Below are 24,481 nucleotides of genomic sequence, written 5' to 3' on the forward strand. Positions count from 1 at the left end.
GGTTGCCTTGTCTCACGACGGTCATGGGTCCGAAGAACAAACGCCGAAGGGGCTGACCGACGGCGCGCCGTTGCACGTCGATCTCACCGATACCGATCGCCGGATTATCGACGCGATCATCGCGCCGTCGCGGGCCTGGTTCAGCCCGCGCTTCTACGGGATGGAGAACTTCCCGCTCGAGGGTCCGGTGCTGCTCGTCGGCAATCACAGCCTGGCGGGCGGCACCGACGCGCCGCTGCTCGCGCACGAGATCCTGGTGCGCCACGATCGGCTGGTGCGGGGGCTCGCCGAGAACGTCCTCATCGACGTGCCGGGGCTGCGAGATGTGTTGCACCGCTGGGGAATCGTGCGCGGCAACCGCCGCAACTGCACCACGCTGCTCGAGCAGGGCGAAGCGGTGGCGGTGTTCCCGGGCGGCGGGCGCGAGGCCATGCGCGGCAAGGGCCAGAAGTATCAGTTGGTGTGGGAGGGCCGCACCGGCTTCGCCAAGATGGCCATCGCGACCGGCGCGCCCATCGTCCCGATCGCCATGGTCGGCGGCGACGACGTGTTCGACATCGTCTTCGACGGCGATCACCCGGCCATGTTCCCGGTGCGCAAGGCCGTCGAGGGCCTGGGCCTGCGCTCGACCCTGACCCCGCCGCTGATCCGCGGGCTGGGTCCCACCCTGGTGCCCAAGCCGGAGCGCTTCTACTTCTCGCTGGGCACGCCGATCGACACCAGCCCCTGGCGCGACATCCCCGACACCGACGCCGCGGCGAACGAACTGCAGGCCGTGGTGAAGAAGGCCCTCGAAGGCGAACTCGACTTCCTGCTCGGCGAACGCGACCGGGACCGCGGGCGCAGCCTGCTGGGTCGCACCCTGGGCCGCCTCGGCCTCTAGATCCGACTCCCCGAACCCCCGGTAGGTTTACCCGGGTTCAGGACCTCCGTTCCGCGACGTCAAGGGCGACTGTCGCAGTTCGGACCACTTTCTCGGCCCGTGAAGTTAACCTCCGTTCGACTTTCGAGTACGGTATTGAGCACAGGCGATGGTGCCGATGTGGTCACTGTAGGAGGTTGGCGTGGAGCGCACCCTTTTCGAACCCGAACACGAGCTGTTCCGGGAGTCGTTCCGTAAGTTTCTCGATCAGCATGTGGCCCCGAACCACGAGCAGTGGGAGCACGACGGCGTCGTCGATCGCTCGGTCTGGCTCGAGGCCGGCAAGCAGGGATTCCTCGGCATGGCGGTGCCGGAGCAGTACGGCGGCGGGGGCGAGGCCGACTTCCGCTACAACGCCATCGTGACCGAGGAGGTCACCAAGGGCATGTACTCCGGCCTGGGTTTCGGCCTGCACAATGACGTGATCGCGCCGTATCTGCTGGAGCTGGCGAACGAGGAACAGAAGCAGCGCTGGCTGCCCGGCTTCTGTTCCGGCGAGATCATCACCGCGATCGCGATGACCGAGCCCGGCACGGGTTCGGACCTGCAGGGCATCAAGACCCGCGCGGTGAAGGACGGCGACGACTGGATCCTCAACGGCTCCAAGACTTTCATCACCAACGGCATCAACGCCGACATCGTGATCGTGGTCGCCCAGACCGATCCGGCCGCGGGCGCCATGGGCTTCTCGCTGCTGGTGGTCGAGCGCGGCATGGCCGGTTTCGAACGCGGCCGCAATCTGGAGAAGATCGGCCTCAAGGCGCAGGACACCGCCGAGCTGTCCTTCGCCGACGTCCGCGTCCCGGGTAAGAACCTGCTGGGCACCGAGGGGCAGGGCTTCATCCACCTGATGCAGAACCTCCCGCAGGAGCGTCTGTCCATCGCCGTCATGGCCGCCGCCGCCATGGAGGGCTGCCTGGAGCTGACCTGCCAGTACGTGCGCGACCGCAAGGCCTTCGGCAAACCGATTGGCGCACTGCAGAACACCCGCTTCGTGCTGGCCGAGCTGGCCACCAAGACCACCGCGGTCCGGGTCTTCGTCGACCGCTGCATCGAACTGCTCAACGATCGCAAACTGAGCGTCGAGGAGGCCGCCATGGCCAAGTGGTGGTCCACCGAGGAGCAGCTCGACCTGATCAACCGCTGCCTGCAGCTGCACGGCGGCTACGGCTACATGCGTGAGTACCCGATCGCCAAGGCCTACATGGATGCCCGCATCCAGACCATCTACGGCGGCACCACCGAGATCATGAAGGAGATCATCGGCCGCAGCCTGAAGCTGACCTGACCCGGGTGCCGGCTTCCGTGGAACGCGACCGGAATGCGTTCCGCGTCAGCGCTTTCCGCGGAGGCCGGGTCGGATGCCGACCCGGGTGGCCCCCGCGACACGCGATGGGTTGCTCTAATACTGGGTGGTCCTCGACGACCGGGCCGTCACGAGGCGGATCCGGCAGTATCCGGAGACCGGCTTCCGAATCACCAAGCGTCCATTTGCCCTGTCGGGGCTCTCGGATCTGTCATGATCCCATCGGGACCGGCGGCGGGCCGGATGACCGAGGAAAGGCGTGTCGCGTGAGTTCAGAGCTGGTTGTCCGCACCCTCGAAGACGGCGTCGCCACCCTCACCCTGAATCGGCCCGAGAAGCTGAACGCCCTGACCGCGGGCAGTTTCGAGGAGCTGCGCGCCCACCTGGACGCGCTGTCCGGCGCGGACGTGCGCTGCATCGTCCTCACCGGCGCCGGCCGCTCCTTCTGCGCCGGGCACGACCTGGAGTCGCTCGCCGCGGGCGACGCCGTGGAATCGCGCTACGACGAGGCCAAGACCGTCACCATGCTCGAGGAGTTCCCGGCCCCGGTGATCGGCAAGATCCGCGGACACTGCTTCACCGGCGGCCTCGAACTCGCCCTGGCCTGCGACTTCCTGGTGGCCGGTGACACCGCGCAGTTCGGTGACACCCACAGCCAGTGGGGCCTGGCCCCGGTCTGGGGCATGTCGGTCCGGCTCCCCGAACGCGTCGGCATGGCCCGCGCCAAGGAACTCAGCTTCACCGCCCGCCGGATCAGCGGTGTCGAGGCCGCCGACATCGGTCTGGTGAACCACTGCGTCTCCGATGTCGGCCTCGACGAGTTCGTCGCCCGCCTGGCCGCTCAGATCGCCGCCAACTCCGCGGGCTCGAACCGAATCTACAAGTCCCTCTACGCCAATTCCCGCGACCTGCCCCGCGCCGAGGCCCTGCAGACCGAAACCGACCTCCCCTTCGGCATGCCCGACGACGCCATGGAGCGCCTGACCCGGCGCTGACGCGACCGCCCCGGGCGGCGCTCCGGATCAGACCTCGAGGGTTTCCTCGATGTCGCGCAGGCGGTGCCGGGCCAGGGCCAGGTTGCCGCGGGTGCGGTCGATGGCCACGTACAGGAACAGGCCGTGGGAGCGGCGGCCGCGCAGGGGGCGCACCAGGTGGTACTGGTTGTTCAGGGTGATGAGCATGTCCTCGATCTCCTCATTGAGGCCGAGTTGCTCGATGGTGCGCAGTTTGGCCCGCACCACTTCGGTATTGCCGGCCGCCGCCACCTCGAGATCCAGGGATTTCGAGCCGCCGAGCATGCCCAGGGGCATGCCGCTGCCGTAGTCGACGACGGCGGCGCCGATGGCGCCGTCGAGCATCATCATGTCCTTCAGGGCAACTTCCAAGTCCGCCATGGGTTTTCCTCTCCTAGCCGTGACGGGTTCTCGCGATCGGTGACGCTACGCCGGTACGGGCCCGGCGGTAGGTGGTTTGCTGAAGAATTCCGCAAGGTACGCAATTAACAACTTACGCAATCAGTTAGGACGGGTGGGCGCGAAAAAACGGCGGGCGCAACCGTTTCCGGTTGCGCCCGCAGGCATCACGTCAACGGGTCAGCCGCAGAGGCTGCCCGTGGCCGTGGCCGCCTCCAAAATCAGCGCGGCCTCCGCGTCCTCGCCCGCGCCACCCGGCAGCCGCGTCGACAGGTGCTCCCGGGGCACGCCGGCCGCCAGCGCCGAGCAGTACGCCTTGCCCAGGTCGACGGCCGCGAGCTTCTGGTCCAGATCGACCAGGATGTCCCCGTGCTCCTCGAGGTAGCTGACGAACACCTGCTCCTGCCCGGTGAGCGCGCGCTCCGCGGCGGCCATTCCGGCGGTCGCGCCCATCGTGGCGGCAGCGGCGGCAACCAGTGCGAAACCCGAAGCGAGACGGCTCTTCTTACCCACGAACTCTCCTTCAACATCGAATGAACCCGGCGAGCGTACCGCGCGCCCGGCCGATGGCCGCGTTGCCGAAGGCGATGGGCTCGGACTACTTCAGCGCCGCGTGCAGCAGCGTCACCCCGGCGGTCAACGCCGCGCCGGCGACCGGCCAGCTGGTGCCCGCCGGTTGGGTCGACAGCACCACGACGGCGTACCGGTAGGGCTGATCCGGCGACGTGCCGACCAGGCCCGTGGTGTCGAGGGTGGTCGACGAATTCAGGTCCATCCAGCCCTGTTTGACCGCCCAGCTCTTGCCGGTGAGCCCGTCGGGGATGCCGAAGAACTGATCGGTGCCGTCGGCGGCGGTCCGGGCGGTGTCGCGCAGTGCGCCCAGGATCAGATCGCGGGTCGCGGCCGGGGCCGCGGTGGTGATGTAGTGGAAGATCGCGACGACATCGCGTGGGGTGGTGAGGGTTTCGCCCCACTGCGCGGTGTCCTCGGGCGCGGTGGTGGCGGTCAGCCCGATCGCCGCGACCATCCGATCGATGATCGCGTTGTCGCCGCCGGCCTCCCAGAGCTGATCGGCGATGTCGTCGTCACTGGCCGAGAGCATCTGGGTCACCCTCGTGGCGGTATCCGGATCTGGTTGCGCGCCTTGGCTTCCCAGGGTGTCGAGCGCGATCAGGAGCTTGACCACCGACGCGGTGTAGAACTGCTGGTCGGCATTGAGACTGGCGATGGCCGTCCCGGTGGTGGTGTCCACCACGTCGATTCCGACCGTGGTGCCCGGCGAGGCCGCCTGGACGGCGGTCTGCATCTGCTGGGCGATGGCGGTCACCGAGATGGGATGCGGCGCGGCCACCGCCGCGGGCGCGGTGGCCTGCGGCGCCTGACCCGGCCCGGCCTGGTCGTGCGAGGTGGCGAAGGCGGCGGGCGCGCCCAGCGCCGACAAGGCGACCACGGCGACGAGACCTCCGGTCGCGATCCACGACCACCGTGCGCGCGGGGTGTGGGCCTGAATCGAGCTCATGCTCCATTACATCGACACGAAGCTCGAGACATTTCCAGCGGAAACCTGTCAATTTCCTGTTAAGCACGCGTCGATCTGATCTCGGTTCGGCGACGGCGCTGACCGGCTATTTTGTGGCGAACTAAGATTATCGCTAGGTCGGGGATTATCCCGATGGAGGCAACCATGAGTGCATACCGTGATATTTTCCGAAATGTCCTCATAAGAAGCCTCGCCCCGGTCGGATTCGGGGTGCTGGCGCTGATTGTCCCGGTGTCCTCGCACGCCGACTCGGACCATGGAAACGGCTGTGTTCTGTACTCCGACAACACATCAGCAACTGTGGACTCGCTCCGGTTCAGATGTGCGCTCGAGCAGGTGGACGCGATCTATCGGGACGCCCCGCGCGGCGACGTCCCGGTCGGCGCGAAGGACGGCTGGGTCGCCGCACCCCTCCAGGCGCAGTCCTGGACATCGCTGGTCTGGATCGGCAAGGACTTCTACACCGGTCCCACCGGCGGATACCTGCACAACCGCATGACCCCCGCGGATCTGGAAGCCTGGCCCGCCACGGTGTATGCCGGGCCGTCCGTCGTCGACGGCGAGCCCGCCTGGATCCTCGACTACGCCCCGTCCCCGACCCCAGCCGTGTACGACGAGATCCGCGAGGTCACCCCCGGCGTGTGGCTCGGCTACACGTGGTTCCGCCTGGGCGGCAACTTCATACCGCAGTTCAGTTTCGTCCTGGCCTGAGCCGCCCGGCGGCTTCGGATCAGCGCGCACGTAACCGTCGTGCCCGGTGGTCTCGGATTGATAGACGTGGACTCCGTTGTCCACGAAAGGAATTCGATGACCACCTCGCTGTTTCTCCCTGCCCGCGTCCGGGTCGTGCGGTCATGAGCGCGCCCGCGGAAACCGAGGTGTGGGCGCCGGTCGGGCGCACCGTGGGGGCGGTGTGCGCGGTCGGTATCCTCGTGGTCGGGCAGTTGTACGTGGTGCTGCCGGTGCTGAATCGGCTGGCGGCGGACTGGGATACGTCCAAATCCGCGGCCACCTGGACGACCACGGCCTTCGGGCTGGCCTACGGGGCGGGCTTCCTGGTGACCGGGCCGCTGTCGGATCGGTGGGGGAGGCGGCCGGTCATCGTCGGCGGGCTGGCGGCCACCGTGGTGAGTACCCTGCTGGTGGCGGCCGCGCCGGGGCTGGTGACCGGGCTCTCGGTGCGAATCCTGCAGGGGCTCACGGCGTCGTTCTTCGCCCCCGCGGCGTTCGCCTATCTGTCGGAGCGGATCGCGCCGGAGCGCAGGATCTTCGCGCTCACCTGCCTGACGAGCTCGTTCCTCGGGGCGGGGGTGGTGGCGCAGGTGCTGGCGCAGCTCATCGGGAACGCGCTGGGCTGGCACGCGATCTTCGTGGCCGGGGCGATCGCGTTCGCGGTCTCGGCGGTGGTGCTGCGGGTGGTGCTGCAACCGCCGGCCCGGTCGGCGGATCCCCTGGCGGACGACGGTGATTCAGGAACCGGTGTCGTGCCGTCGCGGTCGGTGTTCGCGCCGTTCGTGGAGCTGCTCCGGCAATCCCGCCTCGCCCTGCTGTATCTGAGCTGCCTGGCGATCCTCGGCTCCTTCGTGGGCGTCTACACCGGCATCCAGCTCGCCCCGCCCGAGGGCGTGGGCTCCGGCAACGGCGCGCTGCTCGCCCTGCGGGCCAGCGCGATTCCCGCCATGGTGGCGATTCCGCTGCTCGCCGGGCGGCTCGGCGGCATCACCCCAGCCACCCGGCTGGTCGCCGCGCTGGGAGCCGCCGCGCTCGCCGTGGCCGTGACCGCGGTGCCGCTCGGCGGGGTCTGGGTGGCGGTGTGGTTGTTCGTGTTCGTCGCCGCCATCGCGGTGGCCGCCCCCGCCGCCGTCCAGACGATCACGGCCCGCGCGGGCGCGGCCCGCGGCGCGGCCACCGCGCTGTACACCTTCGCCCTGTTCCTCGGCGCGAGCGCGGGCCCGCAGCTGGCCAATCTCGTGGCTCGGCACGGCTATTCGGCGGTGGCCCTGGCCGTCGCGGCGCTTTCGGCGACCGGCGCCGCCCTGGCCGCCGCAGCCGGGTTTCGATCGGCGTGGTTGAAATGATTCTCGAAAAGGTCTGCCCCCCATACTGTTTCGATCACGGTCATGAGTTCCAGCGCGAAGCCCCGGCTCGCTGGGCGGCAACCCTCCGGGCGGTGGGGTGCTCCGGGTGACGACCGGATGGCGGCGAGCGTCGCCATAAGCGTCTTGTTCTCGGAGGGAAAATGTCTGTAGCTCAGCTCGATTCGGCATCCGCGACCGTGGTGGAGACGGCCGTCGGCGAGGTGCTGCTGGTGGCTGATCGGTTCCGCGGGATCGCCGCGGACGATCGCGCCTTCACCGTGTCCGGTCTGGTGGCCGCGCTGCGCGCGGGTCGCTGGCGGACGGCGGAGGAGCCGCTGACCGTGCGGCTCGGGCAGGGGGTCACCCGCCACGATCTCGACTACGTCGAGCACGTGGCGATCGTGCACGCCCCGGCGGGCTTGCGGGTTGCCGGGGCGGTCGCCGAACCGGCCCCGCGCCACCAGGTGCACAAGTATCAGCACTCGAATGTGCTGCTGGCCGGGCTGGTCCGGGAATCGGAGACCGCGTTCCGGGCGGATCTGCGGATCCACGGCGACAACGAACTACTGCTCGACCATCAGACCGGCGAGCACGTGCAGGGGATCGTGATCGTGGAGGCCGTGCGCCAGCTGTTCCTCGGCGCGTTCGAGCTGGAGTACGGCCGCCGCTGGCCCGAACAGCACTTCTACATCGTGTGGAACAGTATCGAATTGGAGTTCAAGTCCTTCCTGTTCCCGCTGCCCGCCACCCTGCACGCGACGCTGACCCCGGTGTCCATCGACGATCCGGGGAAGCTGGAATTCAGCATCGAGGTGGAGGTGCGCCAGCTCGGCCGCGCTGTCGCCACCGCACGCATCGGCTACGCCGCACTGCCCAACGAACGCATCTCGCAGATCGAACGGCACAAGGCGGCCAAGGCGATCGCGGCTTACCTCGACGAGGTGGCATGAGCGCGGGCGCGGCGTTCTTCGACGTCGACGAAACCCTGATCACCGTCAAGAGCATGTTCGCGTTCCTGCGGTTCTGGCTGGCCGAGAACGGCGACGACGGTGGCGAATACGCGCGCCTGACCGGGGAGATCCAGCAGCGGGCCGCCGCGGGCACACCGCGGGAGGAGGTGAATCGGCACTACTATCGGGTCTATCGCGGAGTCGAGGCCGCGGCACTGGACGCGGCCGGGCGACGCTGGTTCACCGAATTCGCCGCGAGCGACACCGTTTACTACACCGACACGGTGGAAAGGCTGCGCGCACACCGTGATTCAGGGCACGCCACGGTGCTGCTGTCGGGCTCCTTCGGCGCGGCCGTCGCACCGGTGGCGGCGGCGGTCGGAGCTGACCACCTCATCACCACCGTGCCCGTCGCCGACGAGCACGGCGTGCTCACCGGCGAGGTGTGGCGGCCCATGATCGGCGAGGCCAAGGCCGCGGCCGTCACCGAGTTCCTGCGCGAACACGCGATCGCGCGGGAGAACAGTTTCGGCTACGGCGATCACGCCAGCGACCTGCCGTTCCTGCGGGCCGTCGCGCACCCCGGCTATCGCGGTGACGACGCGGTGCTCGCCGTCCACGGCACCGGCTGGATCCACCTGTCCGACCGGGTCGGCGCCTCCGTCGACGACCCGGGCCGCCTTCTCTCCGACCAGGAAGTGCTCTCCGTATGGTGACCAAGCGCTACGAACTCAGCCCGACCACGCAGGGGCCGCTCTACCCGCCGAGCGAAGTGCTCGACGCGGACGGCGATTTCATCGTCGTGGGATACCTGACTGTCCCGGGGCCCGGCGGCGCCGTCACCCGACGGTGGGGGCGGGCCATCGTCGCGGCCGACACCCCCGTGCCCGCTTTCGGTGAGTCGGCGGCCTACACGATCGTGCGGGAACTGCCCGACGAGCTGTCGGCGGAGGACGCGGCGGGGGTCCTGCACACGCTGCCGCTTCCGCTGCCCGCCAACAACTATCCGGTGGTCTTCGCGCCCGATCAGCTTCCCGAGGCCGCGAGTGTGACGCGGCCGAGCTACCCGTTCCACGAGACGCCCATCCCGGACTTCCGGCCCGAGGACGGACGCAAGCTGACCGGACCGGTGACACTGGGGGACTGGCTGCGGGCCCGCGGCACCCTGGACGTGACCGTGGATTTGGACGATGCGCGGCAGGCGGAGTTCCTGTTCGAGTTCACCGGGCTCATTCCGGATTCGCTGTACACGGTGATGTCCTTGCGTGCCAAGGACTTGGACCCGGACGCGCCCACCCGGCCCGGGCCGCTGGGCGTGCCCAATGTGTTCGTCACCGACGAGCACGGCACGGCGAGCTACCGGGCGGTGCTGCCCAACCCGTTCCCGGATCCGGCGCTGCCGGGCGCGAACCGCATCATCAGCGTGGTCGTGCTCTGGCAGAGCTACCAGCAGAACTACGGCGGCGCGATAGGGCATTTCGGGCTGGGCGGTGATATCCACGCCCAGCTCAAACTGCCGGACCCGTCCTTCGACGAGTTCCTGACCACCGACTGAGGTCGATCACCGCGCGGCGCGGTACACCCGTCGCGCGGTGAGCACCAGCGGAATCTGCAGCGGGAGGCGGAGCAGGGCACCGGCTTTCAATGGCAGGGCGCGGTCGCTGCTGAGCCAGTCGTAGGCCATGTACAGGTTGCCGGGGAAAACGGCGACGAACAGCAGCGCGGCGAGCCGCGCGCCCAGGCCGCGGGTGCGCGGGATCGCGAGCAGAGCGCCCGCGGTGAGCTCGGCCGCGCCCGAAACGTGGGTGTAGGTGCGGGGTTCGCCCGGCAGCTGGGGCGGGATCAGGGTGTCGAACGGCTTGGGCATGAGGAAGTGCAGGGTGCCCATACCCAGCAGCAGGCCGGCGAGCGCGAGGGCGCGCCCCCGAATTCCATTGGTGCCGACGGGTTGGATTGTCGCCGGAGAGTGCGACAGATCTGCTGTCATTGGTGCAGCATAACCGGTTGGTATGTATTGCTCGACGGGCGGCGGGGATCCGCGTTTCCGCGCGGTGTGTCGTCGCGGGCGAGTGGCCGATCACCAAGGGATAGCGCACAATTAGGCTGCCGTCCGGGTCGAGCAGGGGATGTTATGAAGGCGCACAAAGGGCTTGCGATGGCCCTGCTGGTCCTGAGCATGACGATCGGATGCTCGAAGGAGGCCGCCACCCATCCGGCCAATGTGCCCGCCCAGGCGGTTCCGCAGCCCGCGCCCAAACAGAACAATTCCGCGATCCCGGTCGGACCCGGACCCCAGGGCACCTACACCGTGCAGGCGCAGCCCGCACCCGGCAGCTGCCACTACCGCAAGACCGCCGACGGCCAGCCGCTGCCCGACCCGGCCTGCACGCCGGGCGCGCTGAATCCCACAGTGACAGCGGCCAATCTGGCCGACACCATCTGTAAGTCGGGATACACCGCCTCGATTCGGCCCAACAGTAATATCACCGGCCGCGAGAAGACCGAGAACATCAAGTCCTACGGCTACAACGGCGACCCCCGCGACGGCGAGTACGACCACCTCATCTCCCTCGAACTCGGCGGCGACCCCAATGACGCGCGCAACCTGTGGGTCGAGCCGCCGTCCCCGGGGCACAAGGACGGGGCCGGGCCGAACAACCCCAAGGACGGCGTCGAGTCCAAGCTGCACACGCTGATCTGCGACGGCAAGGTCGCCCTCAGCGACGCGCAGGTCGCCATCGCGACCGACTGGACGACCGCGCTCGCCACGGTGGGCTTCCCTGCCGGCAAGTGAATGCGGCGCGCGCGTCGGCCCCGGCGTGCCGCCGCGAAACCACCTCACGCCGCTGCCACCGGCCTACGATCGAACGATGCCGGCGTCGCAGGACCGCTCGACCATGATCGAGGGCCGGGTCGTGCACAAGCTGAACAACGCCCTGGAGATCACCTTCAGTGTGGGGCCCGAGGACGCGCTGGCCACCGGGGTGCAGGGCGCGGGCAACGGGCTTGCGGCCAAGGCCGCCATCCTGTTCGGCTTCAAGAACGGCGGGACCGGCCGGCATCGCATCACCTACGCCGACGGATCGGTGGTGTGGGTGGAGTCCAAGGACTCCGCGCCCACCGTCATCAGCCGCGGTGACGGCACCTCCATCGGCTCGATCCAGCGCGCCGACACCTCCACGGCCGTCGGGTCCACGGCGGGAACGCTTTTCCACTTCGTGCCAGACCCGGACGAGCCCCGCACACCCGAGCTGTTCCGGCTGCTCGTACTCGACCGCATGGGCGCGGAGGTCGGCCGGCTCGACGTGGTGCGCACCGCGGGCGGCTGGACCGTGCGCCGGCTCGTGAACGACGTCTACAACGAGTCGTTCTGGTGGGATCGAGCGGGACAGCCGCTGCCGGTACCGATCCTGGGCACCCGGCTGTGGCTGAAGCACCCGCTCGACCCCGTCGAACGCGATGTGCTGCTGGGGGTGTGCGTGGACATCGCGCTCGGGCTGCGGCCCTACATCACCGCCATGCGCTAGCCGTCAGTCCGCGACCTTGATGATCAGCTTGCCGACGTTCTTGCCGGTGAGCAGACCCTGGAAGGCCTCGACCGCGTTCTCCAGGCCGTCGACGACGTCCTCGAGGTAGGTGAGCTTGCCCTCCGCGATCCACTGCGCCGCGGTCGGCTGGAACTCGCCGATCTGATCCCAGAACTCCGACACGATGAAGCCGCGCACGGTCAGGCTCTTGCGCAGGATGTTCGAGGTGAGCAGCGGCAGCCGGTCCGGGCCGGGCGGCAGATCGGTGTCGTTGTAGTTGGCGACCAAGCCGCACAACGGAACCCGGGCATAGGTGTTCAGACGCGGCAGCACCGCGTCGAACACCGCGCCGCCGACATTCTCGAAGTACACGTCGATGCCGTCCGGGGTGGCGGCGGCCAGCTGCTCGGCGAAATCGGGTGCGCGATGGTCGATCGCGGCGTCGAAGCCGAAGCGGTCCCGCAGCAGTGCGACCTTCTCCGGGCCGCCCGCGATGCCGACGGCCCGCGCGCCCTGGATCTTCGCGATCTGGCCGACCGTCGCGCCGACCGGGCCGGTCGCGGCCGCGACCACCACCGTCTCGCCCGGCTTCGGACGGCCGATGGTGAGCAGGCCCGTGTAGGCGGTCAACCCCGGCATACCGAGCACGCCGAGCGCGGTGGTGAGCGGCGCGGCCGCCGGATCCAGCTTCTGCAAGGCCTGCACGTTCTCCACCGAATGCGTCTGCCATCCGGCCCAGCCGAGCACGATATCGCCGGGTTGCAGTGCCGGATCGGTGGATTCGATCACCCGCGACACCGCGCCGCCGCACATGGTGTCGCCGACCTCGACCGGCGGGGCGTAGGACGGCGCGTCGCTCATCCGCCCGCGCATGTAGGGGTCCAGCGACAGGTACAGCGTCTGCAACATCGCCTCGCCCGGCCGCGGGGGCTCGAGCTCCACGGTCTCGGTCCGGAAGTTCTCCTGCTCGGGCATCCCGACCGGGCGGGAGGCGAGCACTATGCGGGTGGATTTCATGCGTACATTGTGGCGATTTCGTGGGGATTCGCGCCCGGTTCCGCGTGCCCGTCCTCGTCACCGGGATTCGCCAGCATGATGGGTGGCATGGCTGAACAGATGAACACATGCGCGGACTGCTGATCGTGCTGGTCGTGCTGGCGATCGCGCTGATCGTCGGCGACCGCGTCGCGGTCGGCATGGCCCAGAACGAGATCGCCCGCCAGATCGCCGCCGATTACAAGCTGCCCGAGCAGCCCAAGGTGACCATCGGCGGAATTCCCTTCCTCACCCAGGCCCTGGATGGCACCTACGCCGACATCGGCATCCGGATCGGCGACTGGAGTGACCCCGACATCTCCGTCCGCGACCTGGACGTCAAGCTCACCAATGTCTCGGCGCCGCTGGATGACGTCATCAACAAGCGCACCGAGAAACTCACCGCCGAAACCGCCACCGCCACGGCCCGCGTCCCCTACGACACGGTCCAGCGCTATGCCCCGGCCGGGGTCGAGTCCATCTCCTACAGCCCCGAGGGCCTCCGTGTCTCGGGCACCTTCACCGTGGCCGGTATCCCGGTTCCCGCAACGGTCTTCGTCACCGTGGCTCTTGCCGACAACGGCATCGTCGTGACCCCGACGTCCATCCAGCCGGCGGCGGGCGGCCCCACCCTGTCCCTGGCGGCGCTCAGCGAATCCCTGACCTTCACCATCCCGCTGGAGAAGCTTCCCCTGGGGGCCCGCTTGACGTCGCTCGAGCCCGCTTCGGACGGCCTGCACGTCACCGCCGTGGCTCACACCGTCCGGTTCTCCGACCTGTCCTGAGCCGCTGCTCAGCGGCCGAACAGCTCAGATCCGGGGTAGGTCGGCCCAGTCCGGGGGGAGGACTTCGCAGGACACGTCGGCGATTTCGCCGAGGCGGGACGGGGGGACGCCGATCCGGCTCAGTTGGATGAGGCCCTGGGTGGTCATGATGACGCTCGCGCCCAGGGTCGAGAGCAGGGCCTCGTCGGGGTGCGGCATGGCCGGGCGGAGTCGGTCCGCCACAGCGGTTTCCATGGCCGTGGTGGTGCGGGTGGCGATGGTGGCCACCTCGGGGATGCGGGTGGCGAGGTGGGCGATGCTGTTGAGCATGAGGCAGCCGCGGTGGTCGGGGTGGGCGGCGCAATCGTCGATGACGGCACGGCAGAGGGTGCGCACGGCGTCGCGCGCGGAGCCGGGGGCCGACTCGAGGGTCTCGCGCACGAAGCGGGCGCGCTGCTCGCAGTAGCGCTCGAAGGCGGCCAGGAACAGGCCGCGTTTGCTGGTGTAGGCGGCGTAGATGCTGCCGTTGCCGATGGCGGTCGCGCGGGAGACGTCTTCAACCGACGTGGTGTCGAAACCCTTCGCCCAGAAGAGTTCCACCGCGGCAGCGAGCAATGCCTGCTCGTCGAACTGCCGTGGTCTGCCCATGGGGTCACCGTATCAATCTGCGATCTCGCGCACTCCGCTTGTTATGGAGCCGTGCCTCCAGAATAATAGTGGACATGTCAGCCAAATCTTCCGGTCCGAACCGCCGCCGGGTGGGGATCCTCGTCTTCGATGGTGTGAAGATGCTCGACTTCGCCGGTCCCGCCGAGGTCTTCATGGAGGCCAACCAGGCGGTGCACGGCTACGACGTGGTGTTGCTGTCACCGGACGGACGGGAGGTGCAGACCTCGATCGGCGCGAAGGTGGCGGTGAACGGGGCCGCGGCCGACGCCGGACCCTTTGACACCGTGGTGATCCCGGGCAGCGAGCTGCCCGCTTCGGTCTTCGTGACACCCGAACTGCGGGCCGCGGCCCGGCACCTGTCCGCGCGCACCCGGCGGCTGGTGTCGATCTGCAGCGGGACCGCGGTACTGGCCGAACTGGGCCTGCTGGACGGGCGGCGGGTGACCACGCACTGGAAGTTCGCACCGGACCTGGCCCGGCGCTTCCCGGCGGTCGAGGTGGATGCCGATGCCATCTTCGTGCGCGACGGAAACCTGTACAGCTCCGCCGGAGTCGCGGCGGGCGTGGATCTGGCGCTCGCATTGGTGGAGGAGGATCACGGCGCGGATGTGGCGCGGCGGACGGCGCAGCTGCTCGTGGTCTATATGCAGCGGGCGGGCGGCCAGTCGCAGTTCTCGGCCTCGCTGACCGGTCCCGTGCCGCGCAGCCCGCTGGTGCGCCGGGTCGTCGATCTGATCTGCGCGGATCCGGCCTTCCCGCACACGGTGCAGACCCTGGCCGCGCACGCACAGGTCAGCGTGCGGCATCTGACCCGGCTGTTCCGGTCCGAACTCGAACGCTCACCGGCCGAATACGTGGCCTTCATCCGCTTCGGTGTCGCTCGCGACCTGCTGCACGCCGGGTCCACGGTGACCGAAGCGGCCATGATCGCGGGCTACGGTAGTGGTGAGGCGCTGCGCAGGGCCTTCATTGCGCGCCTGGGCATTTCGCCGCGCAGCTACCAACAGCGGTTCCGGACGACCGGGTCGGCGAGCTGGGCGGATGTCCAGGAATCGGCGGTGGCGGCCGTGTCCTGAATCGTGGATTTCGCGGCCCGTAGGGCGGGGCGGCGCGAGGTGTTTCCGGACGAAAATGACTACCGTGGCGCCTGCCCCCATTCCCGGCGTCGCGGAAAGGATCACAATGTCCGGAAACCCGCACTACCTCTCGCTCGAACCGGCCGCCCAGGAGTTCGTGGACGCCACCTCCCAGCCGCCGTTCCTGTACCAGCTGCCCCCGGAGGAGGGCCGCAAAGCCGTTGACTCGGTGCAGGATTCGCCCATCTTCAAGCCCGAGATCGACGAGGAGTGGATCACCGTCGAGGGTGGTCCCACCGGGTCGGTGCGCGCCCGCATCGTCAAGCCCCAGGGGGTGACCGAACCGCTGCCGGTCATCGTCTACACCCACGGCGCGGGCTGGGTCTTCGGTGACGCGCACACCCACGACCGGCTGGTGCGCGACCTCGCGGTCGGCACGCGGGCGGCCGTCGTGTTCCCCGAATACGATCGCTCGCCGGACGTGAAGTACCCGGTCGCCAACGAGCAGTCGTATCGAATCGCGCAGTGGGTCACCACCGATGGCGCGAGCAAGGGCCTCGACGCCACGCGGCTCGCCGTCGCCGGCGACTCGGTCGGCGGCAATATGGCCATCGCGCTGACCCTCATGGCCAAGGAGCGCGGCGACGTCACCTTCGCCCAGCAGGTGCTGTTCTACCCGGTCACCGACGCCAACTTCGACACCGGCTCCTACCGGCAGTTCGCCGAGGGCTACTTCCTGACCCTCGACGGCATGAAGTGGTTCTGGGACCAGTACACGACCAGCGCCGAGGACCGCGCCCGCATCGACGTCTCGCCGCTGCGCGCCACCGCCGACCAGCTCGCCGGACTGCCGCCCGCCCTCGTCATCACCGCCGAGGCCGACGTGCTCCGCGACGAGGGCGAGGCGTACGCCGCGAACCTGCGCGCCGCCGGCGTTCCCGTCACCCAGGTCCGCTACGGCGGCATCATCCACGACTTCGTCATGGTCAACGCCCTGCACGACACGCACGCCGCGAAAGCCGCTGTGGCCCAGGCCGTCGCGACATTGCGCGCGGCGCTGTACCCGGCCTGACCATCGACCCCAGCTCAGGAGCAAACCGTATGACCACAACCCCGACCGTCGTCCTGGTGCACGGAGCCTTCGCCGATTCCTCCAGCTGGAACGGCGTCATCGAAACCCTTGCCGCCGAGGGTATTCCGGTCCTCGCGGCAGCCAACCCCCTGCGCGGACTCACCTCCGACGCCGACTACATCGCCTCCGTCGTCGACAGCGTCGACGGCCCGGTGGTGCTGGCCGGTCACTCCTACGGCGGCAGCGTCATCAGCGTTGCCGCCCAAGGGAAGTCGCAGGTCACCGCGCTCGTCTACGTGGCGGCGTTCATTCCCGAGATCGGTGAGAGCGCACTGGAACTGACCGGCAAGTTCCCGGGCTCCACCCTCGGCCCGACCACCCGCCCCGCGACCTATCGCCGGGCCGACGGCAGCGAAGCCACCGAACTCTACATCCGCCGGGAAGAGTTCCCCCAGCAGTTCGCCGCCGACGTCCCCACCGCCGCCACCATGGCGGTGATCCAGCGCCCGGTCGCCGTCGCCGCCCTGGAGGAACCGGCCGCGGCCGCCGCCTGGCGAACCATCCCGGCCTTCGCCGTGCTCACCACCGCAGACAAGAACATCCCCGTCGAGGCCCAGCGCTTCATGGCCGAACGCGCCGGAGCCCACACCACCGAGGTCGACGCCTCCCACGCCGTCACCGTCTCCCGCCCCGACGCGGTCGCCGACCTCATCCTGCGCGCGGTCCGCCACAACCTCTGAGCCCCTTCCCGACACGAAGCGTGCCTACACTGGGCCCGGTGTCAGCGCCTACCTTGTTCGATGCTCCGGTCCTGCATCGGCTGCGGGACTGTGAGCGGGTTCTGATCGCCGGGGCCGGTGGGGGTTTCGACGTGCTCAGCGGGCTGCCGATCGCGCTGTCCCTGATCGAGCAGGGGCGCACGGTGTTCCTCGCGAATCTGACCTTCACCGCCGCGAAGCGCACCTCGGCGGTGGAGGTCGGACCGGGGGTTTTCGACGCGCGGCCGGATTCCGATGGGCCGCGGTCCTATTTCCCGGAGAAGCATCTCGCCGCGTGGTTGGCCGAGCGGGGGTATGGCGACCGGGTGTACCTGATCAAGAAGGGTGGGACGAAGGCGGTTCGGGCCGCCTATCGGTGGCTGGCGGACGAATTGGGCGTCGACGGGATCGTATTGGTCGATGGCGGGACCGATCTGCTGATGACCGGCGACGAGGCCGGGCTGGGGACGCCGGTCGAGGACATCACCAGTCTGCTGGCGGTGCAAGCGCTGGATGTGCCGGTGAAGGCGGTGGCGTGTGTCGGATTCGGGGTGGACGCGCATCACGGACTGTGCCACGCGCATTTCCTCGAGAACGTGGCGGCGCTGGCCACAATGGGCGCCTATCACGGGGTTTTCGGTTTGACGCCGGGTATTCGGGCCGTGGACGAGTGGCTCGAGGCGGTGGCGTACGTGCAGGGGAACACGCCTGATCGGGAGAGCATCGTGTGTGCGTCGATCACCGATGCGGCGCGCGGGGAGTTCGGGGATCACCGGTCGGTGCCGCGGACTCGGAGCGGGGATTACGAGCTGTTCATCAACCCGCTCATGTCGATGGTGTGGGGGTTCGACCTGGACGCGGTCGCGGGACGGGTGTTGTACCGCAACGAGATCGAGGATGCGGCGACACCGTACGACGTCGCGGCCGCCATCGAGGCGTTTCGCGATCGGATCCCGCTACGGGCCAGGCGCGCGATTCCCGGCTGACGAAGCGGGGTCACGGCTGTAGTCGGTCCGGTTGGCTGTCCTTGCGGGCTCGCCGGGTGCGGAGCCAGCGGCGGGCTCGGAAAGCCAACCAGCCCAGGAAGATGAGCAGCAGCAGGATGGCGGCGAAGGCGAGGACGGGGACGGCCAGGGCCAGCACCGTCAGGAGCAGGGAGGTGCCGTCCTCGGCGGTGGAGACCACCGGGTTGCCCACGCCCGCAGTGGTTCCCGTGACGAAGGGGCGCGCCACCGTACGGCCCGCGTGGACGCTGCCCGCGGTGACCGCGCCCAGGATGGCGGCGACGGCGGGCGGGAGGTTGGAGGAGATGCTGGTCTCGGCGGTGAAGAGAATCGCGCCGGAGGCCGGCGCCACCAGGGTGCCGATGGCATGGAGGACCGAGTCGATGGCGGGGATCTTGTCGCCGATGAGGTCGAAGACCAGCAGCAGGGCGATCACGATCAACGCGGGGGTGGAGGAGAGCCAGCCGTAGGAGGAGCCGAGGTCGATCCAGCCCATGCGGTCGGCGGCGCCCACCACCAGCAGGGGAAGCCAGGCATTGAGTCCCGCCGCGCCCGACAATCCGAACGCGCCGAGGATCGCTCCGACGGCCGATGTGATCTCCATGGGACCAGTGTGCAGGCATCGGGGGGAGGCGGCCGGTATTTGGGAGCGGTTGCGGGACTGCGCGGTTCATTTGAACAGGGCGTTACGGTTTCCCCCAACCGGGCGGGATCGGGTGGCGGGGCGGGTGGTGCGGCGCGAGAATTTCGTCGTCGGCCCGGGGTGCGCGGTCGGGGAGAGAGGGACCGCCATGGCGGATCGGCGACACCTGGGTGGCGCGTTGGTCGGACGCGTGCGGGCGAAGGTGGCCGAGGACGGGCTGCTGTCGGTCCTGCGCGACATCGGGTTCGTCAGCCTCGGGAAGTACGGGCAGTTCCTGGTGACCGCGGTGACGGTGCCGCTCACCGCGCGGATGCTCGGGGTGAGCGGCGTCGGGCTGCTGGCCATCGGGATGTCGGCGTACTTTCTCGGATCGCTGGTCGTGGATCTCGGGATCAACACCTTCCTGGCCGCGCTGCTCGGGGATGAAGGACTCGATGAACTGCGGGGGAGTTACCTCGCGGTGCGGGCGGCCGGGCTCGGCGCGCTCGGGGTGGCGCTCGCGGCCGGACTGTCTGTCGGAGCCGGAGCGCACCTGCGGATGATCCTGCTCGGATTGTTCGTGGGCGGATTCCTGTCGATGTCCGAGGACTGGCTGCTGGTGGGGCAGGCCAGATTCGGGGCCTCGATGTCGTATCAGATCGCCGGGCGGGTGGTGTATCTGGTGCTGCTGGTCGGGGTGCTGCCGCGACTGCCGCACGCCGAGGTGGTGCTGGTGTGCCTGCTGCTGTCGTCCGCGGTCACGGTCGCGCTGACCTGGTGGGACGCGAACAAGCGGTTCGGGAAACCGGGGCGGCCGAGAAAGGTGGTGATGATCCTGCGCAAGGGCGCGCCCGTGCTCGCCTCACGGCTGCTGGTCACCAGTTACGGGCAGGGGACGGCCACCGTGTACTCGTCGGTGCTCGACGCCGCCTCGCTCGGGTTGTATTCGGCGGGCGACAAACTCGTGCGCGCCACCCAGTCGCTGCTGGATCCGATCGGGCTGGCGCTGCTGCCCCGGATGGCGCGCGAGCGCACCGAACCCGGCTTCTGGCGGCACGAGCTGCGCGCCCTGGCCGCCTGCGTGATCGTGGCGGCCGTTGCGGTGGCGGGGATCTGGATCGCCGCGCCGCTCGCGGTGCGGGTCATCTACGACGACGAGTTCCGCGCCGTGGTGCCGATGCTGCGGGTCGAGGTGTGCATCCTGATCGCGACCGCCACCACCTCGTTCGTCACCACCGCGATCCTGCCCGTCCGCCAGGACACCGTCGGCATCATGATCGGCGCGGTGATCGGGACCGCGGTGGCGGCCACCGCCCTGCTGCTCACTCTGCGCACCCACTCGGTGTGGACGCTGGTGTGGGGCACGGTGGCCGCCGAATTCTGTGTCGCGGCCTGGTATCTCGCGCGCACCGGGCAACTGGCCGCGCGCGAGCGGCGTCAGCCGGCGCTACCGGCCAGCCACTGATCCCACGGCAGCGTCCAGTCGCCGTTCTGCCACACCTCGAGCTGCGCGCCGCCGGTATTGCGCACCTCCACCACATCACCGGGCTGCGCGAAGTTGAAGAACCACTGCGCGTTGTCGAGATTGAGGTTGAGGCAGCCGTGCGAGAGGTTGGTATTGCCCTGCGCCCACACCGTGGAGTCCAGCTGATGCAGGTAGATGCCGTCGGTGCTGATGCGGGTCGCCCAGCCGATGGTCTCCTTGTACCCGAGCCGCGAATTGATCGGCAGCCCGTAGGACGAGGAGTCCATGATCACCGGGTTGGCCTTGTCCATCACCGTGTAGGTGCCGGGCATGGTCCAGAACGTGAACGTCTTGCCCGCGACGGTCTCCGATCCGCCGCGCCCCATGGAGGTGGGCATGGTGCGGATCAGCTGACCGTTCTCGAACACCTGCACCTGTTTGGTGTTGTCGTCGGCGATGGACACGTGCGAGGGCCCGATCACGAAGCGCGACTTCGCGTCCTCCTGCCCGAACAGCCCGTTGCCGACCTCCACGCCGTACAGGTTGGCCGCCACGTTCACCTTGGTGCCCGTCTTCCAGTACTCCTTGGGCCGCCAGTGCGCATTGCGGTTGTCCAGCCAGTACCAGGAGCCCTCCACCGGCGGATCGGTGGTGACGACCAGTCGCTTCTGCGCGGCCGCCCGGTCCGGGATGTCCTCGTCGAAGTGCGCGACGATGACCATGCCCACGCCGTAGCTGTTGCCGTCGACGATGGCCTGCCCGCCCGTGGTGTTGAAATACACCTTGGTCTGGTTCTTCGGGTTGATGGTGGTGAAGGTGGAGGTGACCGGTCCGATGGGGCCGGTCACATCGACACCGGAAGCCTTCAGCGTGTAGGTGCGGCCGTAGCCGAGCTGGTCGTTGGGCTTCCACGCGGTCTTGTCCGGCGTGTACGTGCCCTCGATGACCTTGCCATCGTCATTGGAGAGCACGACGTCGGTCAGCACGCCCCCGGTGGTGCTCACCTTCACCGGCGCCGACGGATCCACCTTGTCCGAGCCCGCCGCGGGCGACACCACGATGGACTGCTCGACCGGCGTGCGCGGACCGACCTTCCCGCTCGGGAGATTGGACGAGCAGGCCGCCAGCACCAGCGTGAGCGTGACCAATACGCTCGCTGCGGCGTTCGTCCGAAAACGGCGGGGTGGCATGGCTTCCCTCCTGTAATCGCCGTGCGCCGCATCGCTGCACAGCATCTTGTTACTGCCCAGCGTAGTAGATTACTCGCCGCTTTCGATCGTCCGTCACGAGGTCATCCCTGAGAAATGACACCGATGTGAGACCCGCGAGCGACACGCCGGTCGGCAGTGGTCATTTCAGCGCCTGTTCCTTGATAGCGAGTTGCTGTTGCCCCTTCTGGAAGGTCACCTCGCGAATTCCCAGTGCCTCGTGCAGCTTGCCTGCGGGCAACGTCACCGGTTTGGGCGCGGGCCCGTCGCCGGGTTTGGGCAGGGGATAGGCGGTGGTGGTGCCGCTGTAGAAGGTGACAGTGCCCTCGGTCTTCGTGAACAGCTGGTGCACATGGCCGTTGAGACAGGTGACCGACGAGAACCGCCGCAGGTAGCTGAGCGCCTGCGTGGCATCGTCTGTGCCCCAGCCCCATTGGGGGTACATGGCGAACAGCGGGATGTGGCTGAACACGATGATCGGTGTGTCGCTGGACAACCCGGCCACATCCTTCCGGACGAAGTCGAGCTGATCCTGCCCGAGATGGCCGAGGTCCTTCAGATTGAGCGTATTGACCAACCCGATCACGTGGACGCCCGCGATGTCGAAGCTGTACCAGCCGTCGCCGCGCGTGCCGTTGCCGAAGACTGACCGGTATCGAGAGCCGCCGTCATCACTCGAATCATGTTCTCCCGGAACCGTGAACACGTGCGGCGTCGACAACCCGCCCATCATCTGCTTGACCTGATCGAACTGCTCCGCCGTCGCCAGGTGGGTCAGATCACCGGTGTGGATCACGAAATCGGGCTGATAGCCCAGCGAATTCACCTGCGAGACGGCCTCGGAGAAGGTGTCGGTGACACTGGTGTTCGCGGTCCCGGTGAACCCGATGTGGCTGTCGCTGACCTGTGCGAACCGCAGCGTCGGCCGGGCCGGGGCGGCCGACACGCTGCCCGCCACGTGCGACACCACCTCGCCGCCCACCACCGCCAGGCCCACCGCCGCGCCGAACCAGGCGCTGTGCCGCATGAGCTGGCGGCGGGTCATCCGCTGCGGATCGCGGGAGTCTTCCGCGTGGTCGTCGCCGGGGAGATCGGTGCTCACGGCGTCACCACCACGGTCGCGTGCATGAACGGATGGATCGAGCAGACGTAGGCGAAGGTGCCCGGCCTGGGGAAAGCGAACGTGTAGGTCGCGCCCGTCCCCAGCGTCGGCGAGCGGAAGCTCCCGTCGTTCGCCACGACGGTGTGCGGCTCCTCGTCCTTGTTGGTCCAGGTCACGGTGGTCCCGGCCGTGACGGTCAGCGAGCTGGGACCGAACGCGAAATTGTCGATGGTGACGGCATCGGGCCCGGCCGGCGCCCCGGGCGCCCCGGCGGCGGAGGTGCCCGCCGCCGAGGTCATCCCGGGCATGGCCGGGCCCCCGCCGTCCGGCACCATGCCGGGCGTGGCGGTGCCGGAAGCGAAGGTGAATCCGGGCGCGGCCGGATCCGCGGCTTTTCCGCCGCCGGTGGAGCCGCACGCGCTCACCGTGAGCAGGGCCGCCGCGGCGACCCCGACGGCGACGGCTACACGTCGCGGGGTACAGGTGGGTCTCATGAATCCGGTCCTCCGTCCGGGATGGGTCCGTTCGCTGTCGCGAACCGGTCATCCATGGATAGGGGAGCGAGTTACACGGGAACCGTTGCGCCCGAACACCATTGATCCCTAGGCGGGCTCGGTGGGCGCGAACACCTCGATGGTGCCGTTGTTCTCGCGCACCTGGACCAGCGGCAGCGGCGCGGGCGCCACCGGCAGCTGATGGGTGACCACCTGACCCTCGATCGAGAACGACGTCGAATGGCAGGGGCAGCGCAGCCGTTCGGCCGGGGCGTCCAGCCACAGCTTGCAGCCCTGATGGGTGCACACGCCCGACACCGCGACCGGATTCCCCTTGTCGCGGCGCACGAATCCGTTCACCGTCCCCACGTCGAAGGCGACCGTCGCGCCCTCCGGCAGATCCGCGGACCGCGCGATCGGCAGCCACGCACCGGAATTGGGCGACAGCGGCGTCTGCCGCGCGGCGGGTGGTGAACCCTCCTGACCGTGCCCGAGCAGGGTGCGATCCACGACCGCGCCGACCGTGGCGGCGGCCGCGGCGGCGGAGGTCCCGATCAGCAGATTGCGGCGACGATGCCCGGTGGGCGCCGCCGATTCCGGCTCCGGCTCCGCCATCTCGGCGGCCAGCCGCCGATGCAGGCCGCTCAGGAACTCCTCGCTGGGCGCGTCACTGCCCAGCCGGGCGGCACGCAGCTCGATGGCCGTACGCATCTCCTCGGCCTCGGCCTCGTCGGGGGTGAACCCCGTGGACCGCTTGCCCGCCAGTAGTTCGTCGACGAACCGCCGCACATCCCGCCCGCTCACCGCACACCTCGCTCAGTCAGCTGGGCCGCCATCCGCACCGCCCGATGCTGCAACACCTTCGCATTCGCCACCGTCACCCCGAGGGTCTGCGCCGATTCCCGGATCGAGAGACCTTGCAGGAAACGCAGTTCCAGGATCCGGCGGTAGCGATCCGGGAGGTCGGACAACACCGCCTTCGCGCGCGCCTCGGCGCCCGAGTCGTGGAACTCCTCCGGCGGATCGTCGGCGATGTCGCCGTCGATGGTGGTGATCTCCCGGCCCATGCGGGCCTTCCAATGCGCGGCCAGCACGGTGCGGGCGGTGGCCCGCAGGTAGGCCCGCACCTCGGGGATGCTGGCCGTCATGCGCAGCGGTTTCAATGCCGCGGTGAACACCTCGGCGGTCAGATCCTCGGCATCGGGCCGGTTGCCGACCTTGCCGAACATCATCGCGTACACCCAGGTGGCGTTGTCGCGGTACACCGCTTCCCAGCCCGGGTAGCTGTCACCGGACACCAGCCGCAACTCCCGACCCGAGCCGGAAGGCGCGTCCGGCCGCGTCCGGCGCTCGGACTCGACCCGTCGCACCATGAACCGCCGCTTCCCGCATCCATCGAAGAACTCGACGCGTGTTCACGTCTGTCAGTAGATAGCGGGCGGGGTTACAGCGCGGCCGTTTCGACCGCATCGGGCAC

The 24,481-nt window shown here is 68.9% G+C and carries 28 protein-coding genes and 1 riboswitch; of the genes, 16 read left to right on the plus strand and 12 right to left on the minus strand.

From position 1 onward, the window contains the following. Positions 1-7: 7 nt before the first annotated feature. The 3 genes from ABZ412_RS21465 to ABZ412_RS21475 all read left to right on the plus strand — a co-directional run bounded on the left by ABZ412_RS21465 (position 8) and on the right by ABZ412_RS21475 (position 3,223). Positions 8-883 carry a lysophospholipid acyltransferase family protein gene (locus tag ABZ412_RS21465; protein WP_357282920.1) on the plus strand — a complete coding sequence of 292 codons (876 nt, stop codon included), beginning with the start codon at positions 8-10 and terminating at the stop codon, positions 881-883. Positions 884-1,064: 181 nt separating this feature from the next. Further along, complete coding sequence (locus ABZ412_RS21470; protein WP_357282922.1) at positions 1,065-2,210, plus strand: acyl-CoA dehydrogenase family protein; 1,146 nt, start codon at positions 1,065-1,067, stop codon at positions 2,208-2,210. A 284-nt stretch (positions 2,211-2,494) separates the two neighbouring features. After that, positions 2,495-3,223, plus strand: a complete 729-nt coding sequence (locus tag ABZ412_RS21475; protein WP_357282924.1) for an enoyl-CoA hydratase/isomerase family protein — start codon at positions 2,495-2,497, stop codon at positions 3,221-3,223. A gap of 27 nt (positions 3,224-3,250) precedes the next feature. Here ABZ412_RS21475 and ABZ412_RS21480 read toward each other — a convergent pair whose 3' ends face one another. The 3 genes from ABZ412_RS21480 to ABZ412_RS21490 form a co-directional block, all read right to left on the minus strand. Beyond that, positions 3,251-3,622: a hypothetical protein gene (locus tag ABZ412_RS21480; protein ID WP_357282925.1), complete on the minus strand. Its 372-nt coding sequence runs from the start codon at positions 3,620-3,622 to the stop codon at positions 3,251-3,253. 198 nt (positions 3,623-3,820) lie between these two features. Then, complete coding sequence (locus tag ABZ412_RS21485; protein ID WP_357282927.1) at positions 3,821-4,153, minus strand: DUF732 domain-containing protein; 333 nt, start codon at positions 4,151-4,153, stop codon at positions 3,821-3,823. Positions 4,154-4,238: 85 nt separating this feature from the next. Continuing rightward, a complete protein-coding gene (locus ABZ412_RS21490) occupies positions 4,239-5,159 on the minus strand; it encodes a hypothetical protein (protein WP_357282928.1) in 921 nt (306 codons plus the stop codon). A gap of 357 nt (positions 5,160-5,516) precedes the next feature. Between ABZ412_RS21490 and ABZ412_RS21495 the strand changes: the two genes are divergently transcribed. The 5 genes from ABZ412_RS21495 (at position 5,517) to ABZ412_RS21515 (ending at position 9,763) form a co-directional block, all read left to right on the plus strand. Beyond that, a complete protein-coding gene (locus ABZ412_RS21495; RefSeq protein ID WP_357282930.1) occupies positions 5,517-5,891 on the plus strand; it encodes a hypothetical protein in 375 nt (124 codons plus the stop codon). 143 nt (positions 5,892-6,034) lie between these two features. Continuing rightward, positions 6,035-7,258 (plus strand): MFS transporter, encoded by a 1,224-nt coding sequence (locus ABZ412_RS21500; protein ID WP_357282931.1) that lies wholly within the window; start codon positions 6,035-6,037, stop codon positions 7,256-7,258. A gap of 38 nt (positions 7,259-7,296) precedes the next feature. Further along, a riboswitch (SAM riboswitch) is annotated at positions 7,297-7,406 on the plus strand. Positions 7,407-7,419: 13 nt separating this feature from the next. After that, a complete protein-coding gene (locus tag ABZ412_RS21505) occupies positions 7,420-8,208 on the plus strand; it encodes an AfsA-related hotdog domain-containing protein (protein WP_357282932.1) in 789 nt (262 codons plus the stop codon). Continuing rightward, on the plus strand, positions 8,205-8,924 hold the full coding sequence (locus tag ABZ412_RS21510; protein ID WP_357282934.1) for an HAD-IB family hydrolase: 720 nt from the start codon (positions 8,205-8,207) through the stop codon (positions 8,922-8,924). The genes ABZ412_RS21505 and ABZ412_RS21510 overlap by 4 nt, the downstream gene beginning before the upstream one ends. Then, the gene (locus tag ABZ412_RS21515) at positions 8,918-9,763 is read left to right on the plus strand and encodes a hypothetical protein (RefSeq protein ID WP_357282936.1); all 846 of its coding nucleotides are present in this window, start codon (positions 8,918-8,920) and stop codon (positions 9,761-9,763) included. The genes ABZ412_RS21510 and ABZ412_RS21515 overlap by 7 nt, the downstream gene beginning before the upstream one ends. 6 nt (positions 9,764-9,769) lie before the next feature. Here ABZ412_RS21515 and ABZ412_RS21520 read toward each other — a convergent pair whose 3' ends face one another. Beyond that, positions 9,770-10,096 (minus strand): hypothetical protein, encoded by a 327-nt coding sequence (locus tag ABZ412_RS21520; RefSeq protein ID WP_357096746.1) that lies wholly within the window; start codon positions 10,094-10,096, stop codon positions 9,770-9,772. Positions 10,097-10,339: 243 nt separating this feature from the next. Here ABZ412_RS21520 and ABZ412_RS21525 point away from each other — a divergent pair, with 243 nt between their 5' ends. Both ABZ412_RS21525 and ABZ412_RS21530 read left to right on the plus strand, forming a co-directional pair. Further along, entirely contained in the window at positions 10,340-11,002 is a 663-nt protein-coding gene (locus ABZ412_RS21525) for a hypothetical protein (RefSeq protein ID WP_357282937.1), read from the plus strand. Positions 11,003-11,078: 76 nt separating this feature from the next. Next, a complete protein-coding gene (locus ABZ412_RS21530; RefSeq protein ID WP_357282939.1) occupies positions 11,079-11,735 on the plus strand; it encodes a hypothetical protein in 657 nt (218 codons plus the stop codon). Positions 11,736-11,738: 3 nt separating this feature from the next. On the opposite strand, the gene ABZ412_RS21535 is transcribed toward ABZ412_RS21530, so the two are convergent. Continuing rightward, positions 11,739-12,752, minus strand: coding sequence for an NADP-dependent oxidoreductase (locus tag ABZ412_RS21535; RefSeq protein WP_357282941.1), 1,014 nt, complete (start codon positions 12,750-12,752; stop codon positions 11,739-11,741). Positions 12,753-12,859: 107 nt separating this feature from the next. Between ABZ412_RS21535 and ABZ412_RS21540 the strand changes: the two genes are divergently transcribed. Next, on the plus strand, positions 12,860-13,555 hold the full coding sequence (locus ABZ412_RS21540; RefSeq protein WP_357282942.1) for a DUF2993 domain-containing protein: 696 nt from the start codon (positions 12,860-12,862) through the stop codon (positions 13,553-13,555). A 24-nt stretch (positions 13,556-13,579) separates the two neighbouring features. Here ABZ412_RS21540 and ABZ412_RS21545 read toward each other — a convergent pair whose 3' ends face one another. Further along, entirely contained in the window at positions 13,580-14,182 is a 603-nt protein-coding gene (locus ABZ412_RS21545; protein WP_357282944.1) for a TetR/AcrR family transcriptional regulator, read from the minus strand. Positions 14,183-14,256: 74 nt separating this feature from the next. Between ABZ412_RS21545 and ABZ412_RS21550 the strand changes: the two genes are divergently transcribed. From ABZ412_RS21550 to ABZ412_RS21565, 4 genes are all read left to right on the plus strand, one after another. Next, positions 14,257-15,279, plus strand: coding sequence for a GlxA family transcriptional regulator (locus tag ABZ412_RS21550; protein WP_357282945.1), 1,023 nt, complete (start codon positions 14,257-14,259; stop codon positions 15,277-15,279). Positions 15,280-15,385: 106 nt separating this feature from the next. Then, positions 15,386-16,351: an alpha/beta hydrolase gene (locus tag ABZ412_RS21555; RefSeq protein ID WP_357282947.1), complete on the plus strand. Its 966-nt coding sequence runs from the start codon at positions 15,386-15,388 to the stop codon at positions 16,349-16,351. A 29-nt stretch (positions 16,352-16,380) separates the two neighbouring features. Continuing rightward, the gene (locus tag ABZ412_RS21560; protein ID WP_357282948.1) at positions 16,381-17,091 is read left to right on the plus strand and encodes an alpha/beta hydrolase; all 711 of its coding nucleotides are present in this window, start codon (positions 16,381-16,383) and stop codon (positions 17,089-17,091) included. Between the two features lie 38 nt (positions 17,092-17,129). Next, positions 17,130-18,095: a DUF1152 domain-containing protein gene (locus ABZ412_RS21565; protein ID WP_357282949.1), complete on the plus strand. Its 966-nt coding sequence runs from the start codon at positions 17,130-17,132 to the stop codon at positions 18,093-18,095. Between the two features lie 10 nt (positions 18,096-18,105). On the opposite strand, the gene ABZ412_RS21570 is transcribed toward ABZ412_RS21565, so the two are convergent. Beyond that, the gene (locus ABZ412_RS21570) at positions 18,106-18,717 is read right to left on the minus strand and encodes a DUF4126 domain-containing protein (protein WP_357282950.1); all 612 of its coding nucleotides are present in this window, start codon (positions 18,715-18,717) and stop codon (positions 18,106-18,108) included. A 187-nt stretch (positions 18,718-18,904) separates the two neighbouring features. Between ABZ412_RS21570 and ABZ412_RS21575 the strand changes: the two genes are divergently transcribed. Next, a complete protein-coding gene (locus tag ABZ412_RS21575) occupies positions 18,905-20,200 on the plus strand; it encodes a lipopolysaccharide biosynthesis protein (RefSeq protein WP_357282952.1) in 1,296 nt (431 codons plus the stop codon). Here the strand turns inward: ABZ412_RS21575 and ABZ412_RS21580 are convergent. The 5 genes from ABZ412_RS21580 to ABZ412_RS21600 form a co-directional block, all read right to left on the minus strand. Further along, complete coding sequence (locus ABZ412_RS21580) at positions 20,173-21,390, minus strand: Ig-like domain-containing protein (protein ID WP_357282953.1); 1,218 nt, start codon at positions 21,388-21,390, stop codon at positions 20,173-20,175. The genes ABZ412_RS21575 and ABZ412_RS21580 overlap by 28 nt on opposite strands. A 160-nt stretch (positions 21,391-21,550) precedes the next feature. Then, positions 21,551-22,453, minus strand: coding sequence for a metallophosphoesterase (locus tag ABZ412_RS21585; protein ID WP_357283195.1), 903 nt, complete (start codon positions 22,451-22,453; stop codon positions 21,551-21,553). A 53-nt stretch (positions 22,454-22,506) separates the two neighbouring features. Then, complete coding sequence (locus tag ABZ412_RS21590; RefSeq protein WP_357282955.1) at positions 22,507-23,004, minus strand: cupredoxin family copper-binding protein; 498 nt, start codon at positions 23,002-23,004, stop codon at positions 22,507-22,509. A gap of 108 nt (positions 23,005-23,112) precedes the next feature. Further along, on the minus strand, positions 23,113-23,808 hold the full coding sequence (locus tag ABZ412_RS21595) for a Rieske 2Fe-2S domain-containing protein (RefSeq protein ID WP_357282957.1): 696 nt from the start codon (positions 23,806-23,808) through the stop codon (positions 23,113-23,115). Next, on the minus strand, positions 23,805-24,377 hold the full coding sequence (locus ABZ412_RS21600; protein ID WP_357282958.1) for a sigma-70 family RNA polymerase sigma factor: 573 nt from the start codon (positions 24,375-24,377) through the stop codon (positions 23,805-23,807). Before ABZ412_RS21600 ends, ABZ412_RS21595 begins: the two co-directional genes overlap by 4 nt. Positions 24,378-24,481: the final 104 nt, after the last annotated feature.

Source organism: Nocardia sp. NPDC005746 (assembly GCF_040630785.1).
In the GTDB taxonomy this organism is placed as follows: Bacteria; Actinomycetota; Actinomycetes; order Mycobacteriales; family Mycobacteriaceae; genus Nocardia.

Coding starts and splice junctions, on each gene's coding strand:
- ABZ412_RS21550 (WP_357282945.1), top strand. CDS start 14,257: ATGTCAGCCAAATCTTCCGGTCCGAACCGCCGCCGGGTGGGGATCCTC.
- ABZ412_RS21575 (WP_357282952.1), top strand. CDS start 18,905: ATGGCGGATCGGCGACACCTGGGTGGCGCGTTGGTCGGACGCGTGCGG.
- ABZ412_RS21540 (WP_357282942.1), top strand. CDS start 12,860: ATGCGCGGACTGCTGATCGTGCTGGTCGTGCTGGCGATCGCGCTGATC.
- ABZ412_RS21500 (WP_357282931.1), top strand. CDS start 6,035: ATGAGCGCGCCCGCGGAAACCGAGGTGTGGGCGCCGGTCGGGCGCACC.
- ABZ412_RS21515 (WP_357282936.1), top strand. CDS start 8,918: ATGGTGACCAAGCGCTACGAACTCAGCCCGACCACGCAGGGGCCGCTC.
- ABZ412_RS21590 (WP_357282955.1), bottom strand. CDS start 23,004: ATGAGACCCACCTGTACCCCGCGACGTGTAGCCGTCGCCGTCGGGGTC.
- ABZ412_RS21600 (WP_357282958.1), bottom strand. CDS start 24,377: ATGGTGCGACGGGTCGAGTCCGAGCGCCGGACGCGGCCGGACGCGCCT.
- ABZ412_RS21510 (WP_357282934.1), top strand. CDS start 8,205: ATGAGCGCGGGCGCGGCGTTCTTCGACGTCGACGAAACCCTGATCACC.
- ABZ412_RS21555 (WP_357282947.1), top strand. CDS start 15,386: ATGTCCGGAAACCCGCACTACCTCTCGCTCGAACCGGCCGCCCAGGAG.
- ABZ412_RS21505 (WP_357282932.1), top strand. CDS start 7,420: ATGTCTGTAGCTCAGCTCGATTCGGCATCCGCGACCGTGGTGGAGACG.
- ABZ412_RS21570 (WP_357282950.1), bottom strand. CDS start 18,717: ATGGAGATCACATCGGCCGTCGGAGCGATCCTCGGCGCGTTCGGATTG.
- ABZ412_RS21585 (WP_357283195.1), bottom strand. CDS start 22,453: ATGACCCGCCGCCAGCTCATGCGGCACAGCGCCTGGTTCGGCGCGGCG.
- ABZ412_RS21490 (WP_357282928.1), bottom strand. CDS start 5,159: ATGAGCTCGATTCAGGCCCACACCCCGCGCGCACGGTGGTCGTGGATC.
- ABZ412_RS21480 (WP_357282925.1), bottom strand. CDS start 3,622: ATGGCGGACTTGGAAGTTGCCCTGAAGGACATGATGATGCTCGACGGC.
- ABZ412_RS21560 (WP_357282948.1), top strand. CDS start 16,381: ATGACCACAACCCCGACCGTCGTCCTGGTGCACGGAGCCTTCGCCGAT.
- ABZ412_RS21525 (WP_357282937.1), top strand. CDS start 10,340: ATGAAGGCGCACAAAGGGCTTGCGATGGCCCTGCTGGTCCTGAGCATG.
- ABZ412_RS21520 (WP_357096746.1), bottom strand. CDS start 10,096: ATGGGCACCCTGCACTTCCTCATGCCCAAGCCGTTCGACACCCTGATC.
- ABZ412_RS21530 (WP_357282939.1), top strand. CDS start 11,079: ATGCCGGCGTCGCAGGACCGCTCGACCATGATCGAGGGCCGGGTCGTG.
- ABZ412_RS21580 (WP_357282953.1), bottom strand. CDS start 21,390: ATGCCACCCCGCCGTTTTCGGACGAACGCCGCAGCGAGCGTATTGGTC.
- ABZ412_RS21535 (WP_357282941.1), bottom strand. CDS start 12,752: ATGAAATCCACCCGCATAGTGCTCGCCTCCCGCCCGGTCGGGATGCCC.
- ABZ412_RS21545 (WP_357282944.1), bottom strand. CDS start 14,182: ATGGGCAGACCACGGCAGTTCGACGAGCAGGCATTGCTCGCTGCCGCG.